Here is a 15,090-nt window from a genome sequence, read left to right on the forward strand (position 1 = left end):
CGCACCGCAGGTGGCGTCGGAAGGCTGCCCCGCCGGCCTGCGCGGGTGACACTCACCCCAGGCCCACCACGCACATCTCGGAATCCATCGAAAAGGACGACATCATGGCCTCCTACGTCGCCGCGATCGACCAGGGCACCACCTCCACCCGCTGCATGATCTTCGACCACGGCGGCCGGGTGGTGGCCGTCGACCAGGTCGAACACCGGCAGATCTTCCCGAAGGCCGGCTGGGTCGAGCACGACCCGGAGGAGATCTGGAGCAACACCCGCCAGGTGTGCGCGGGCGCCCTGGCCAAGGCCGACCTGGTGACCTCCGAGATCGCCGCGGTCGGCATCACCAACCAGCGCGAGACGACCGTCGTGTGGGACAAGACCACCGGCAAGCCCGTCTACAACGCCATCGTCTGGCAGGACACCCGCACCGACACCATCGTCGGTGAGCTCGCCGACGAAGGCGGGCAGAACCGCTTCCACGCCAAGACCGGCCTGACGCTGTCGCCGTACTTCTCCGGCACCAAGATCCGCTGGATCCTGGACAACGTCGACGGGGTGCGCGCCCGCGCCGAGAAGGGCGAGCTGCTGTTCGGCAACATGGACACCTGGGTGCTGTGGAACAGCACCGGTGGCCCCGACGGCGGCCTGCACGTCACCGACCCCACCAACGCCTCCCGGACCCTGCTGATGGACCTGGAGAAGCTGGAGTGGGACGAGGACATCTGCCGCGAGATCGGCGTGCCGACCTCGATGCTGCCGGAGATCCGGTCGTCGTCGGAGGTCTACGGGCACTTCCGCGAGCGCGGCGTGTTCGGCGGGCTGCCCATCGCCGGGATCCTCGGCGACCAGCAGGCCGCGACGTTCGGGCAGGCCTGCCTGTCGCCCGGTGAAGCCAAGAACACCTACGGCACCGGTAACTTCCTGCTGCTCAACACCGGAACCGAGCCGGTGCTGAGCAACAACGGGCTGCTCACCACGGTCGGCTACAAGATCGGCTCGAACGACACCGTGTACTGCCTGGAGGGCTCCATCGCGGTCACCGGGTCGCTGGTGCAGTGGCTGCGGGACAACCTCGGGCTGATCGGCACCGCGCCCGAGATCGAGCAGATCGCGCGCAGCGTCGAGGACAACGGCGGCGCTTACTTCGTGCCCGCGTTCTCCGGCCTGTTCGCCCCGCACTGGCGTTCCGACGCGCGCGGCGCCATCGTCGGGCTCACCCGGTTCGTCAACCGCGGTCACCTGGCCCGCGCGGTGCTGGAGTCCACGGCGTTCCAGACCCGCGAGGTCATCGAGGCCATGAACGCCGACTCCGGGGTGCCGCTGAAGTCGCTCAAGGTCGACGGCGGCATGGTCGGCAACGAGCTGCTCATGCAGTTCCAGGCCGACATCCTCGGCGTCCCCGTGATCCGCCCGACGGTCAGCGAGACCACCGCGCTCGGCGCCGCCTACGCCGCCGGGCTCGCCGTCGGGTTCTGGGCCGGGGAGGACGACATCCGGTCCAACTGGGCGAAGGACAAGCAGTGGGACCCGGTGATGCCGGAAGAGCGCCGCGCCCACGAGTACGCCCAGTGGCAGAAGGCCGTCACGAAGACCTTCGACTGGGCCTGAGGACCGGCCTCGAAGACGGGATTCGAGGTTGCACCGACCGCCGGCGGGCCGAGTGCCCGCCGGCTCGCGGCTCCTCGGTGCGCGGGCGCCCTCCGCACCGGGGAGCCGCCTCATCCCCTCGGCTGCGGCCAGGTCATGTCGGTCGTGACCGTCATCGGCTCGCCGGTCACTTCGATGCGGCGCGGCTCGTTCGGTTCACCGCTGGACATCACGACCAGCACGACCCCGATCAGCGCGGCCACCGCGACCGCCCAGGACACCGACACCTTCGGCATGCGTCCCCCTCAGCCCGCCGGCACCGTGCCGGCCCGCTACCAAGGTCGCCGAAGTCGGCCGACTCGTTACTCCGGCCGCCTCGGCAGGCCGGACGCGGTCAGCCGCCACACCAGGTGGGTGCCGGAGCCCGCCGGTGCGAGCTGGTCCTCCGGAACGGGACACCGGTCGACCTCGATGAATCCCAGGGACTTCGGGATCGCCCCGCTGCGCGCGTTCGCCTCGTCGTGCCAGATCTCCAAGCGGTCCGCGCCCAGCCGGAAGCCCTCGTCGATCAGCGCGATCACCGCCCGGCGCATGATGCCGCGCCCCTCGAAGTCCCGGTGCAGCCAGTAGCCGATCTCCAAACCGCCGGGCCCGATCCGGCTCATCAGGCCGGCCGCCCCGATCACCTGCTGGTCCGGGCCGAGCACCGCGTAGTTGAAGGCCGTGCGCTGCGCCCAGTCGCGGTCGTTCTTGCCGACGAAGTCGGCGGCCTCCTTCATCCCGTAGCCGGGCTTCGCCCACGGCAACCACGGCCCCAGGTGCTCCAGCGACTCCGTCACGAGCCGCAGGACGACACCGGCGTCCTCCAGCCGCCACCGGCGCAGATCCACTCCATCGTGGTGCAGTTTCTCGTGCGGCTCCATGCCGCAGGAGTCTGCTGCACTCCGCCCCCGAGCGGTACCGGTTTTCCCACGCCCGCCCCGGCCGGCTCCGTCCGGCGGGACGACCGGCGAGAACCGACCGCCCCTCACCACACCGCGTAGGGGCCGATCTTTGATCCTCGTCCTGTCAGCGGCGAAGCCGCTGAGCAGCGACCACGCACGCAGCCGGACCACCCGCGGGTTCTCAGCGGTTTCCTCGCGAGGACGGCTTTTTCCCTCGTGGCGGAGCCACTCGGGAAAAAACTGCCACACCGGCCAGGGGCGCAGCGAGGAAACCGCTGAGGTTCCGCTGAACGACCACCTACGCAGGCCATTCCGAAAGAACCTGCTCGACGACGTCGGCTGCCGTGCGGGCACCACCGGCTTCCTGGATCTCCTGCCGGATGGCCCGGGACCTGGCGAGCAGCTCCGGGTCGTCGCACACCTGGTCCAGCGCCGCACGCAGCGCCTCCGGGGTCGCCTGCTCCTTCGGCAACCGCACCCCGATGCCGAGCTGCTCGATCCGCTCGGCGTTCGCGAACTGGTCCGCGGCCTGCGGAATCGCGATCATCGGCACGCCGGAGTACAGGCCTTCCATCGACCCGCCCATGCCGGCGTGGGTGATGAACACGTCCGCGTGCGACAGCACGTTGAGCTGCGGCACCCACCGGTGCACCTCGACGTTCGCGGGAATCTCCCCCAATTCCGCCGGGTCGACGACCTTGCCGATGGTGAGCACCACCTGCCAGTCGAGACCGCCGAAAGCGGCCAGGCAGGAGCGGTAGAGCTCCAGCTGATCGGTGTAGGCGGAGCCCATCGAGATCAGCAGCACCGGCCGCTCGTCGGACGGTTCCCATGCGCCTTGGGAGGAACGCTCGGTCAGCATCGGCCCGACGAACGTGTACTCGTCGGCGACCGAATCGCCGTTGTACTGGAACGAGCGCGGAATCGCGACGACGCAGCGCTCGGGATCCATCGTCGCGAACGTCATCGGCACGCCCTGCGCGGCGAAGAACTCGTCGGCGCGGGCGTGGACCGCTTTGAGCTCCGGGGTGTCCTGCGAACCGAAGACCTCTTCGATCCCTTCGAACCGCACGTGCGTCGAGGACAGGCAGATCGCCGGGACGCCCCACTGGTGCGCGAGCACCGGCGCTTGCAGTGCGCCGATGTCGTAGACGATCAGGTCCGGCCGGTCCTGGTCGTAGGCGGTGGCGAGCTGCGCCCGCACCGCGATCATCTCTTCGACGAACAGCAGCACGGCGGCGGCCTGCTCGTCCGGCCACTGCTCTTGGGTGGCCGCGGAGGGCAGCGTCGACTCGTAGCGGACCGGCGTGGCTCCGACTTCGGCCACCTGCGGCACGAAGTCCTCGGTCACGGCGTAGGTGACGCGGTGGCCGCGAGCGGTCAGCTCGGCGACCAGCCCCAGGCCCGGGTTGATGTGGCCGTGCGCGGGCACCGCCATGAAGGCGATGTGCGCACGCTCGTTCGGCACGTGATCCATTCTGATCCACTCCACGATTCGGGAAGCCGTCCCCGCGCGCGGGGACGAGCTCGGAATGTCGGCGAGCACCTGCGCGTCGAACCGGCCCCGGAAAGCGGGCGGCGCGCGGCGCGGTTCAGCCGCAGGCGGCGAACTCGCGCGGGCACGTCACGGGTGACGTTCTTCCGCAGGTGGGCGGAGATCAGAGGTAGAACTGGTGCCAGAACATGCCGGAACCGTAACCGGGCCGCACCGGGGCCGTCGCGTCATTTTCGCCGCTGCGCCGACCAGCGGTGACCGGTTCAGGCGGTGCGCTCGGCGATGGCGTCCTCGACCATGCGGCGGGTCTGCCACAGCTCGTTGCCGTTGACCTCGTCGCGCAGCGCGACCAGGTCGGCCATGGTGGCTTCCGCCGGTCGTCCCAGCTTGTCGAGGCTCTTGAGCAGCCCCAGCTGGGCCAGCGCCATGCCGCGCGGTTCCCGGATGGCTCGGAACTTCCCGTGCGCGTCCCGGTAGGTGCGGGCGGCGTCGCCGTACCGGCCGGCCCGGAAGTGCACGTTGCCGCGCATCTTGCGGTTGTAGGCCAGCGCGCTGGAGAGGTCCATCCGGCGGCAGGTCCCTTCGGCGCTCGTCAGCAGCTCCAGCGCCTGCTCGTGCTCACCGCGCAGCGACAGCACGTCCGCCTGCCCGCGCAGCGCCCACGCGTGGCCGCGGTCGTCACCGGAGTTCGCCGCGACGTGCGCGGCTTCCTCGAACCGCTGGGCCGCCGAGTCGAGGTCCCCGGTGTTGCGCTCGATCTGGGCGAGTCCTTCCAGCGCCCACACGATGTGCCGGGATTCCTCCCGCTTGCGCGCCTCGGTGAGCACGTGCTCGTGCAATCCGCGCGCCTGCTCGAAATCGCCCTGGATTCGCACCGTCTCGGCGACACCGGCGAAGGTGTAGCCGTAGGCGACGATGTCCCCCGCCGCCGCGGCCAGGTCCCGCCCCTGGCTGAGCCAGCGCAGCGCCAGGTTCAGCTCTCCCCGCTGGCGCGCCAGCGTGCCCCCGCTCCACAGCGCCCACGCCCGCGCGGCGGTGTCGCCGGCGGTGCGGGCCGCGCGGTAACTGGCCTTCCAGGCGAGCTCGGCCTCTTCGAGGTGCCCCAGCCTGCGGCAGGATTCGGCGACGGCCAGCTTCGCCTGCGCGACGTCGAGGGCCGTGCCCTGCTCGGACGCCCACTGCTCCCGGATTCGCGCCTGTCCGAGGACGTCCTCGTAAGCCGTGTTCACGGACATGTCCTGCAGCGCGCCCTGGTATTCCGGTGCGAACGCCTTGTTGCCGTTCATTCGAGTCCGCCTCACTTGCCTGATCGCCGATGCCCGGCGTTGTCGTCACCGATACGGGTGGCCACCGCTGATGCCTCGTGGCAGTGGCCACCCGCGTCCCTCCGCACCCCTTGCACGAATGAATCTAGGTGCGGGCACGGGCCGTGCGGATCGGCCGAAGTGGCGCGGTTGAAGTCGATCGATAGGCCGTGGACGCGGATCGTTCTCATACTTTCGGCCCGAGTGCGCCGACCCCTCGATCGTTCGTGGCCGAGGCGGACGCCCGCCCCTGGCGGAGCACGCCTGGTCAGGCACCCGGCCGCTGATCGGCGGGCAGCGCGCACGCCGGTGTGGACCCCGGCAGCCGGTAGCGGTTCGCGGCGATCCACCGGTACGCGAACGCGGCGAGCGAACGCAGCACCGGCAGCGACAGCAGCGTTCCCGGCACCGACCACGGGAGGCCGCAGTGCCGGAGCAGCGCGGCGACCGCGTCCGCGCCACCGCGCACGCGACCGCGTTCGCCCACCCAGAGCACTTCGTGCCGGGCGCGCTGCTCGGTGGTGCCCAGGGCGGCCAGGTCGGCCTCCTGCCACGCGACGATGCGCGCTCGCAGCGGCAACTTCTCGGCGAGCCGCACGCTGCGGGTGCAGAACCCGCAGTCGCCGTCGTAGATCAGGACCGGTGTCGCCATGTTCCACGCCTCCCGCGCTCCAGCGTCCCCGTTCCGGGGACGCCCGTCGATCCCGCGGCGGGCACGAGCGGGGTCAGTCGAGGTCGTCGTGGCGCATCAGCTGGCGCCCGGCCTCGGTCAGCGAGCCCGACAACGACGGGTACACCGAGAACGTGTTGGCCAGGTTCTCCACCGTGACCTGGTTCTGCACGGCCAGCGCGATCGGCAGCACCAGTTCGCTGGCGTTCGGGGAGACGACGACGCCACCGATGACCACACCGGTCTGCGGTCGGCAGAAGACCTTGAGGAAGCCTCGGCGCAGCCCTTCCATCTTGGCCCGCGGGTTCGTCGCCAGCGGCAGCGTCACGATCCGCGCGGGCACGTCACCGCAGTCGATCGCCTGCTGGCTGATGCCGACCGTGGCGATCTCGGGGTGGGTGAACACGTTGCCGGCGACCGTCTTCAGCTTGATCGGGCTGACGCCTTCGCCCAGCGCGTGCCACATCGCGATGCGCCCCTGCATGGCGGCGACGGAGGCCAGCAGCAGCAGGCCGGTGCAGTCCCCGGCCGCGTACACGCCGGGCACCTTCGTGCGGGACACCCGGTCGACCTTGACGTAGCCGCCGCGGTCGGTCTCCAGGCCGAGCCGTTCGAGGCCGATGTCCTCGGTGTTGGGCACCGATCCGACCGTCATCAGGGCGTGACTGGCCTCCACCTGCCTGCCGTCGGCGAGGTGCACGACCACGCCCTTGTCGGTGCGTTCGACGCGCTCGGCGCGAGCGTGCTTGACCACCTCGGTGCCGCGCTCGGCGAAGACCTCTTCGAGCACTCCGGCCGCGTCGGCGTCCTCGTGCGGCAGCACGCGGTCCCGGCTGGAGATCATCGTGACCTTGACGCCCATCTCGGTGTACGCGGAGGCGAATTCCACGCCGGTCACCCCGGAGCCGATCACCGCGAGGTGCTCGGGCAGCTCCGGCAGGTCGTAGAGCTGCCGCCAGCTCAAGATCCGCTCGCCGTCGGGCACCGCGCCCGGCAGAACGCGCGGAGTGGCGCCGGTGGCGATCAGCACCACGTCGCCGATCAGCTCCTCGGAGCCGCCGTCGGCCCGCTCGACGCCGATGTGGTGCTGGGCCATGCCGTGTTCACGGTCGGTGAACCGGGCCCGACCAGCGATGATCTTGACGCCTTCCCGGCGGACCCGAGCCCGGATGTCCGCGGACTGCGCCAGTGCGAGCCCCTTGACCCGGCCGTGCACCACGGCGACGTCGACAGCGACGGATTCGGGACTGGTGCGGATGCCCAGCTCGCTCACGTCACGCGCGGAGGAACGCGCACCCGCGGAGGCGATGAACGTCTTGGACGGGACGCAGTCGTAGAGCACGCACGCGCCACCGAGCCCGTCCGGTTCGACCAGCGTGACGTCGGCGCCGTTCTGCGCGGCGACGAGGGCCGCCTCGTAACCGGCCGGCCCACCTCCCATGATCACGATGCGGGTCACTTCGCGTTCCTCCAGAAATCCGAGCCTTGTGGGCGCCGCAGCCACCCTATGTCGCAGGCGTCGCCGACGATTCGGGCGGTACCCACCGGTTCGTCGCGTTCCGATCACGACTCGCCGTCGACGGTGACGCGGTCCACTCCGACATCGGGCGTATCGATCGCTACCCTGTGGGGCGTGCCGCTGTACGCCGCGTACGGGTCCAACATGGACCCGGCCCAGATGACAGAGCGAGCCCCGCACTCCCCCTTGGCGGGAACGGGCTGGCTGATGGACTGGCGGCTGACCTTCGGTGGTGAGGACTACGGCTGGGAAGGTGCGCTGGCGACGATCGTCGAGCACCCCGGCGAGCAGGTCTTCACCGTGCTGTATGACGTCAGCCCCGAGGACGAACGCCAGCTCGACCGTTGGGAGGGCTCCGAGCTGCGGATGCACAAGAAGCTGCGGCTTCGCGTGCAGACCCTCGACGGCCCGGTGCTCGCCTGGCTGTACGTGCTCGACGCCTACGAGGGCGGGTTGCCCTCGGCCCGCTACCTGGGGGTGATGGCCGACGCCGCGGAAGCGGCGGGCGCACCCGAGGACTACGTGGCGAAGCTGCGCACTCGGCCCTGCGGCAACATCGGACCGTGATCGGCTCGCCGCCGTCGAGCGATCCGGTCGCCACATCCCGCGTGTGATAATCACACCGACGGCACACGTCGTGGGTGAGGTGGGTGTGGCCCAGGTCGACGGGACGGTCTCCCAACAGCAGCGGCGCGAGCAGATCCGGCAGGACGTGCTCGCCCACGGCCACGTGCGCATCGAACAGCTCGTCGAGGAGCACGGCGTCAGCGGGATGACCATCCACCGCGACCTGGACCTGCTGGAACGCCAGGGCTGGCTGCGCAAGATCCGCGGCGGCGCCACCTCCACGCCGGGTTCGCTGCTGGCGAGGTCGGTGGGCGCGCGACGCTCCGACGCCGCGGACGCGAAGGCCCGGATCGCCCGCCACGCGCTGCGCCACATCACCTCCGGCCAAGTGGTCGCGATCGACGACAGCACCAGCGGGCTGGCGGTCGCCGAACTGCTCGCCCCGGCGGCTCCGCTGACCGTCGTCACCAACTTCCTGCCGGTGATCAACCTGCTCAGCGGGCAGGACGGGCTGCACGTGATCGGCCTGGGCGGCGATTACCACCCGGGCTTCGACGCGTTCCTCGGCCTGCACGCCGCCGACATGGCGGACACCTTGCGCTCCGACGTGCTGCTGCTGTCGACGACCGCCGTGGTCGACGGGCACTGCCTGCACCGGTCGCAGGAGACGGTGCAGGTGAAGCGGGCCCTGATGCGCACCGCAGCCACCCGCGTCCTGCTGGCCGACCACTCCAAGTTCGAACGCCGAGCCGTGCACGAACTGGCGCCGCTGACCGATTTCGACCTGGTCATCGTGGACGCCGACACCCCGCCCGCGGTGGTCGAAGGCCTGCGCGGTCGCGGCGTGGCCGTGGAGATAGCCGAGGCCTGATCCGGCGTCCGGGCGAACTACCGGGCTCGTTGCAGCCGTTCCACCGCGGCGGGCACGTCGGCCAGCGAGAACACCGCGATGTCGGGCTCGTCGAGCTGCTCCCGCGTCGGATCGGGCGGTGCCTCCCCGCGAACCACCCAGACCGTGCGGATCCCCAGCCGCTGCGCGCCGCGGACGTCGGAGTCCAGCCTGTTGCCGACGTGCACCGCGTGCGCCGGCGACACCCCGGCCCGGTCCAGTGCGTGCTGGAAGATCGCCGGATCCGGCTTGGCGGCGCCCACCAGCTCCGAGATGGCCCAGTAGTCGATGAACGAGGCCACGCCGTCCCGGCGCAGCGCGTCCACCACCAAGGCCCGCTGATTGGCCACCACGGCGATCTTGTAGCGCTCGGAGAGCTCGCGCAGCGCGGGCAGCACATCGGGATGCAGCGCGGAGGGCGGGTAGAACCAGTAGCTCTCGGCGCGGTCGGACAACCGCTGCCGGTCCCCCTCGCGCAGGAAGCGCTCCGCCATCGCCGTGCGCAACGAGCCTTCCTGCGACTGCCGCCGCGCGTCGTAGACGCGCTGGAAATCCGCTTCGAGCAGCACTCCGCCGTTCTCCGCGACCAGTTCGCAGGTCGCCCGCAGCAGGGCTTCCCGGTACCAGGAATCGTCGTAGATCGGCCCGCCCACGTCCAGCAGGACCAGTTCGATCCGCTCGCCCGGCGTCCTGGGCGCCACCGCGGACCCCGGCCCGGAGTCCGCGGGCGCGGCGGCCCGCTCCGGAGCCGGGAGCTCGCCGGGGGACTTCTCGCTCTGTCGTGGCACTTCGCGTCCTCCTCGTCCCGCGGCCCTGCTGGATCCGCACGCCGAAGCGGCGGACACCGACGTCGGCTCGGGCCGGAATGCCGGGCTCCTCGCTGAACATAACGCATTCGAATGCGGTCATCACAGCCGTTCGTGTGATGTTCGGGAGCCGGTTCACGACCGGCCTCCGGTGGGCAGGGCAGCCTCGATGCGGGCCACGACGGGAATGGCTCCGGACGGGCCGAGTCGGGCCAGCTCCAGCAGTTCGGCGGCGCGCCGGGTTCCGCGCCGATCGCGCCGTCGCGCCACCTGCTCGGTCACGACCGCGTGGAACCGGACCGCGGCCGAGCCCAGCGCTGCCAGCGCCTGTTCCAGGCAGGCCAGCGCGGTCCGGCGCTCACCCGTGCAGAGCATCTCCGCGAGGGCGGCGTCCAGCGCGTACACCCGGAGCCCGTCGAGTTCGATCACGTCGGCCTCGCGGACCCAGGTCTGCTTGATCGCCAGGTCCGGCGCCGGGCGGAGCTGGCGGTCGTAGGGCACCGCGACGTGCACCGTCCGGTCGGCGATCGCCTCGGTGCAGCCGTGCATGGCGACGGCGGTCGGGCCGCTGAGCACCGCGTGCGGTCCGGCGCGCAGCAGCGCGGCCTCCGCTCGCGCCAGCGGGTCCCCGGCTCGTTCGGACGGCAGCACCACGCCGGACCACGGCTCGATCCACCGGCCGTCGTCCAGCGCCGCTCGTAATCCGTCCGCGCCGAACGCGCGTTCGGCGCTGGACCGGCGAAGCGCGCCGTGCAGCGTTGCGCCCGGGACCTCGGAGGCTGGCCGGGGCGCGGCACCTCGATCGGTGCGGCCGGGTGGTGCCGGCCCGCGCCGCTCGGCGGGGATCTCGGGAGGAGCCGTGGGAAGCAGCAGGTTCGCGGTCATACCTATAAGAGGGCGCGAACCCCGGAACTGATACATCTCGTTCGAGTGAACGCCGCGGCGGAACTCCCGGCCCCGCCGCGCGTTCGACTCGCGAGGACGTCACGGCCGGACCGGACGCCTCGCCCGACGCGTCACTTGGTCAGCGCCGCCAGCGCCGTCCCGACCATCACCCGGATGCCGACCAGCAACGCCCGCTCGTCCAGGTCGAAGGTCGGCTGGTGCAGGTCCCGCGCCCGCGCCTGTCCGGAACGCACGCCGAGCCGCACGAACGAGCCCGGCACGTGCTCCAGGTACCAGCCGAAGTCCTCGCCGCCCGAGGACTGCGGAGTGCCCGTGACCGCGTGCTCGCCCAACGCGGCCTGGATCGCCGCGGACATCAGCTCGGTGCTCGCCGCGTCGTTGACCACGGGCGGCACACCGCGCCGGTGCTGCAGGTCGAAACCCACGCCCAGCGGCGCCAGCAGGCCCGACACGAGCTCCCGCGTCAGCGGCTCCAGCTCCGCCCACGTCCCCCGATCGCCGGTGCGCAGCGTGCCGGTGAGCACGCCGGTCTGCGGGATCGCGTTCGGCGCCTCCCCCGCGTGCACCGCGCCCCAGGTGAGCACCGTTCCGGTGCGCGGGTCGACGCGGCGGGACAGCAGCGTCGGCAGCCCGGTGATCACGGTGCCCAGCGCGTGCACCAGGTCCGCGGTCAGGTGCGGCCGCGAGGTGTGCCCGCCGGGCGAGTTCAGCCGCAGCTCCAGCAGATCGCTGGCGGAGGTGATGGCACCGGCCTTCACCCCGACGCGGCCGACCGGCAGCCGCGGATCGCAGTGCAGCCCGAAGATCTGCTCCACGCCGTCGAGCCCACCGGCGGCGAGCACGTCGAGCGCGCCGCCCGGCATGACCTCCTCGGCGTGCTGGAAGATCAACCGGATCCGGCCGGGCAGCTCCGGCCCCGTCGCCAGCGCCAGGGCCGTGCCCAGCAGGATCGTCGTGTGCGCGTCGTGGCCGCAGGCGTGCGCCACGCCGTCCGCGGTGGAGGAGAACGGCAGCCCGGTCGCCTCGGTCAGCGGCAGCGCGTCGATGTCGGCGCGCAGCGCGATGGTGCGGCGCGGCTGCGCGTTCTCCGGCCCGAGGTCGCAGAGCAACCCGGTGCCGCCCGGCAGCACGCGCGGGCTCAGCCCGGCCGCGGTGAGCCGCTCGGCCAGGAACGCGGTCGTGCCGTGCTCGGCGCGGGAGAGCTCCGGGTGGGCGTGGATGTGCCTGCGCCACGACAGCACGTGCCCCGCGTTCGCGGTGAGCCACGCGTCGAGCCAGGCCGGGCCCCGTCCGGCACCCAGGTCTTCCAGCGCGCCGTGACCATCGGACCCCACGCCGGACATGGTGTCGCCGCTGTCGCCGATCGGCTCGCCGGGCGGCCTGGCGCCCAGCTCGGCCTCCCGCCACGCGTCCGCGTCGTCCAGGCCGCCGTTGTTCGCTGTCTTGCGCGGCTCGGGGCCGCGAGAATCCACTACCGTCACGCCACGCCTCCCGACGTGTGTTGCCGTCGCGCCGAGCCCGGGTCGGCCCCGGATCCGGCGGCGTTGTGCTTCCCGGTTCGCACCGGGCGGTCTTCGGCCGAGGCCGCGAGCCGCGATCTCAGGCCGGGTTCGGTCGCCGCCGCCACGGCCGTCCACGCCATCGCCACCGCCGCGTCCAGCACGGCGCGATCGGCCGACGGCGACGCGCACGCGGCGGCGAACTCGGCCTGGTGGGTCACCGCGTCGCCGCAGTCCAGCGCGATCATCGGGTGGATCGCGGGCAGCACCTGCGTCACGTTGCCCATGTCGGTGCTGCCGATGACCCGTTCGGCCTGCTCGGCGCGAGGAACCGGCCGGCGCCCGAGTTCGGTGATCGCCGCGCGGTACGCCTCGGAGAGCTCGTCGTCGCAGGACAGTTCGGCGTACACCGGGGATACCTGCACGACCTCGTGGGAGCAGCCGGTCGCCGTCGCACCCGCCTCGAAGCAGGCCCGGATGCGGTTCTCCAGGCGCTCCAAGGAAAGCGACTCGGCGGCGCGCAGGTTGTACATCGCCGCAGTGTGAGCGGGAACGACGTTCGGCGCGGCGCCGCCTGCGGTCACGATACCGTGCACCATCTGGCCGGATTCGAGGTGCTGGCGCAGCAATCCGATCGCGACCTGGGCGACGGTCAGCGCGTCGGCGGCGTTCACGCCGAGCTCCGGAGCCGCCGCCGCGTGCGCCGCTCTGCCCGCGTAGCGCACTTCGAGGTCGTTGATGGCCAGCGACCTGGGCGCGCAGATCTCCTCCGGGCCGGGGTGCACCATCATCGCCATCGCCAGGCCGTCGAACGCGCCTCGTTCCAGCATCAGCACCTTGCCGCCGCCGAGCTCCTCGGCCGGGGTGCCGAGGACGCGGACGGTGATGCCGAGTTCGTCGGCGACCTCGGCCAGCGCCAGCGCGGCGCCGACGGCCGCCGCGGCGATCACGTTGTGCCCGCAGGCGTGGCCGAGTTCGGGCAGCGCGTCGTACTCGGCGCAGATCCCGATCACGAGGTCGCCGTGGCCGCGTTCCGCGGAGAAGGCGGTGTCCAGCCCGGCGACGGGCGCCTGGACGGTGAAGCCGTGCTCGGCGAGCAGCGCGCTCACCTCGGCGGCGCTGCGGTGCTCGGCGAAGGCCGTCTCGGGCTCCGCGTGCAGGCTGCGCGCGAGTCCGATGAGCGCGCGCTCGTGGCGCCGGACGGTCTCCCGGCAGGTGGCGCGGATGTCGGAGCGCGGTGCGGCCTCGCGGGCGGATGGGTCCTGGTTCATGTGGCGACCATCCTGCACGATTCCGGAGCGCTGAAGCCGCAGTGCCCGCGACGGTCCGCCAGCCGGTCGGCGGATTGCGCTCAGCGGCACCGTGTGATCAGCCGCGGGATAGAAGTTCCACATTCAACTTCTTCGCGGGCTTTCCGAACTCCGCGCACACATCCGAGTGCGCCGTACCGGAAGCAGAACTCCGTTGCGAAACGCAATGCGGGACAGGAGAGGCACGGGAAAGCGGAACTCGCCGAAGGCCACGGGCGGACCCGAACGATTCCGCGGTCAGCGCCGGCCAGCGCGGCTGCTCGACGGCGATTCCCCAAGCGGCGGAACGCTTTCCGCCGCCGGACCACTGTCGCCGCAGGCCTGGCGCGGCATCCGAACAAGGGATGTCCACAGCGCCGAAGGCGGGCTGAAAGAGGGTGTGGGCCGGCACCGGTCGGGGGGCTTCCCGGTGCCGGCCCACGTCTGCGAGGGGTCACGACCCCAAGTAGTGCACCGTCCCGCCGGGAGTGCGGAGTGCGCCGAACCCGGCTCGCACATCCCGTGCAGTTGTGAAAATCCCACAGGTTAGCCCGCCAGGTCTAGTCCATAGCGGGAAATCTTCGAAAAGAATGCCGAAAACCGACCCCGTTGCCCTTTTTCCCGGAGCACCGCGTGAGGGGTTGCCCTACCTTTTCCACTTGAAGCTGAGGATCGGGCGCTTGCGGGCCTTCCGGGAGAACAGCACCGCCGCGATGAGCACGAAACCACCGATGCCGACCGCCAGCCGCTGCTTGTCGTCGAACGCGCTCTGCTGGTCACCGTTGAGGTCCGGCCCCGGCGGGGCGGTGGGCTCCTGCGCGACCAGCGCGGTCGCGGCGACCGGTGCCTGCTCGGTCGCGGCGACGGCGGTGCCACCGGCCGCGGGCGAGAGCAGGAGGACCCCGCCGAGCGTCAGGACCGCGAGCAGTCGCCCCATGCGTGCCATCAGCACTCCACACCTTTCCACGCAGCGCTACGCGGCGACGGGCCGCCGCACCAGGCCATTTGATCACATCGCGACCGGTGGACGCTCGCGTCCGGGGCAGGTTGCCCGGATCGTCGCAACGCCTCCGGTCAGGCCGTGATGTACGTCGAGATCCCCTGCTTCGCGCACAGCGCCTTCTCCCGCTCCTGCGGCGTGGACGCGCAGCCGTAGCCCTCGAAGTTCGCGAACCGGCCGCTGCCCTGGTACTCGTCCGCGGGCAGCGAGAGGTACTTGGTCATCACCCGCTCCGCCTCGGCGCAGCCCAAGGTCTTGCCCGACTCGTTCTCCGCGAACAGCCGGTACGTGACGCCCGCCCGGTTCGTGATCTCGCCGCAGTCGGTGTCGCCGGTGTCGGGCGGAGCGGTCGATTCGCCGGTGTCGGACGTGGGCGTCGTCGACGACGAATCACCGGTGGTCACCGACGTGGTGGCGGGGGCCTCGCCGGTCGCCGAGGGCTCCGCGGGGCCGCTGGGAGCCGCGTCGGCGGTGGGCGGCGGCGGTTCGAGGGCCTTCGGCAGGGTCACCACCGCGGGCGGCTGCTGGGCGGGCGCGGACTCGGGTGCGGCGCCGCATCCCGCGAGGCAGAGCCCCGCGATCATGGATCCGGCGATCAGTCGGGCACGCATGGTCGCTC

15 protein-coding genes are annotated in these 15,090 nt (G+C 71.6%); 3 read left to right on the forward strand and 12 right to left on the reverse strand.

The annotated features are described in order from the left end of the window. The first annotated feature begins 104 nt into the window (after window positions 1-104). Window positions 105-1,604: a glycerol kinase GlpK gene (glpK, locus tag BJ969_RS24305; protein WP_184482453.1), complete on the forward strand. Its 1,500-nt coding sequence runs from the start codon at window positions 105-107 to the stop codon at window positions 1,602-1,604. A 110-nt stretch (window positions 1,605-1,714) separates the two neighbouring features. Here the strand turns inward: glpK and BJ969_RS24310 are convergent, their stop codons facing one another. From BJ969_RS24310 to BJ969_RS24335, 6 genes are all read right to left on the reverse strand, one after another. Further along, complete coding sequence (locus BJ969_RS24310; RefSeq protein WP_184482456.1) at window positions 1,715-1,879, reverse strand: hypothetical protein; 165 nt, start codon at window positions 1,877-1,879, stop codon at window positions 1,715-1,717. Window positions 1,880-1,945: 66 nt separating this feature from the next. Further along, the gene (locus BJ969_RS24315; RefSeq protein ID WP_184482460.1) at window positions 1,946-2,506 is read right to left on the reverse strand and encodes a GNAT family N-acetyltransferase; all 561 of its coding nucleotides are present in this window, start codon (window positions 2,504-2,506) and stop codon (window positions 1,946-1,948) included. A gap of 319 nt (window positions 2,507-2,825) precedes the next feature. Continuing rightward, window positions 2,826-3,965 (reverse strand): macrolide family glycosyltransferase, encoded by a 1,140-nt coding sequence (locus BJ969_RS24320; RefSeq protein ID WP_246458444.1) that lies wholly within the window; start codon window positions 3,963-3,965, stop codon window positions 2,826-2,828. Window positions 3,966-4,285: 320 nt separating this feature from the next. Beyond that, window positions 4,286-5,308, reverse strand: a complete 1,023-nt coding sequence (locus tag BJ969_RS24325; RefSeq protein WP_184482466.1) for a tetratricopeptide repeat protein — start codon at window positions 5,306-5,308, stop codon at window positions 4,286-4,288. Between the two features lie 286 nt (window positions 5,309-5,594). Continuing rightward, entirely contained in the window at window positions 5,595-5,978 is a 384-nt protein-coding gene (locus BJ969_RS24330) for a thiol-disulfide oxidoreductase DCC family protein (protein WP_184482469.1), read from the reverse strand. 73 nt (window positions 5,979-6,051) lie between these two features. After that, window positions 6,052-7,455 carry an NAD(P)H-quinone dehydrogenase gene (locus tag BJ969_RS24335; protein ID WP_184482472.1) on the reverse strand — a complete coding sequence of 468 codons (1,404 nt, stop codon included), beginning with the start codon at window positions 7,453-7,455 and terminating at the stop codon, window positions 6,052-6,054. 174 nt (window positions 7,456-7,629) lie between these two features. On the opposite strand from BJ969_RS24335, the gene BJ969_RS24340 reads away from it, so the two are divergent. Continuing rightward, a complete protein-coding gene (locus tag BJ969_RS24340) occupies window positions 7,630-8,082 on the forward strand; it encodes a gamma-glutamylcyclotransferase (protein WP_184482475.1) in 453 nt (150 codons plus the stop codon). Between the two features lie 70 nt (window positions 8,083-8,152). Continuing rightward, on the forward strand, window positions 8,153-8,953 hold the full coding sequence (locus BJ969_RS24345; protein WP_343071582.1) for a DeoR/GlpR family DNA-binding transcription regulator: 801 nt from the start codon (window positions 8,153-8,155) through the stop codon (window positions 8,951-8,953). Window positions 8,954-8,970: 17 nt separating this feature from the next. Here BJ969_RS24345 and BJ969_RS24350 read toward each other — a convergent pair whose 3' ends face one another. From BJ969_RS24350 to BJ969_RS24375, 6 genes are all read right to left on the reverse strand, one after another. Then, entirely contained in the window at window positions 8,971-9,759 is a 789-nt protein-coding gene (locus BJ969_RS24350; RefSeq protein WP_343071583.1) for an HAD family hydrolase, read from the reverse strand. A 153-nt stretch (window positions 9,760-9,912) separates the two neighbouring features. Continuing rightward, on the reverse strand, window positions 9,913-10,662 hold the full coding sequence (locus BJ969_RS24355) for a hypothetical protein (RefSeq protein WP_184482478.1): 750 nt from the start codon (window positions 10,660-10,662) through the stop codon (window positions 9,913-9,915). Between the two features lie 131 nt (window positions 10,663-10,793). Beyond that, window positions 10,794-12,026: a M20 family metallopeptidase gene (locus BJ969_RS24360; protein WP_184485745.1), complete on the reverse strand. Its 1,233-nt coding sequence runs from the start codon at window positions 12,024-12,026 to the stop codon at window positions 10,794-10,796. 134 nt (window positions 12,027-12,160) lie between these two features. After that, complete coding sequence (locus BJ969_RS24365) at window positions 12,161-13,453, reverse strand: amidohydrolase (protein WP_184482481.1); 1,293 nt, start codon at window positions 13,451-13,453, stop codon at window positions 12,161-12,163. 664 nt (window positions 13,454-14,117) lie between these two features. Continuing rightward, a complete protein-coding gene (locus BJ969_RS24370) occupies window positions 14,118-14,417 on the reverse strand; it encodes a hypothetical protein (RefSeq protein WP_184482485.1) in 300 nt (99 codons plus the stop codon). Between the two features lie 128 nt (window positions 14,418-14,545). After that, entirely contained in the window at window positions 14,546-15,082 is a 537-nt protein-coding gene (locus BJ969_RS24375; protein ID WP_184482488.1) for a hypothetical protein, read from the reverse strand. Between the last annotated feature and the right edge of the window lie 8 nt (window positions 15,083-15,090).

Origin of the sequence: Saccharopolyspora gloriosae (assembly GCF_014203325.1) — a bacterium.
In the GTDB taxonomy this organism is placed as follows: domain Bacteria; phylum Actinomycetota; class Actinomycetes; order Mycobacteriales; family Pseudonocardiaceae; genus Saccharopolyspora_C; species Saccharopolyspora_C gloriosae.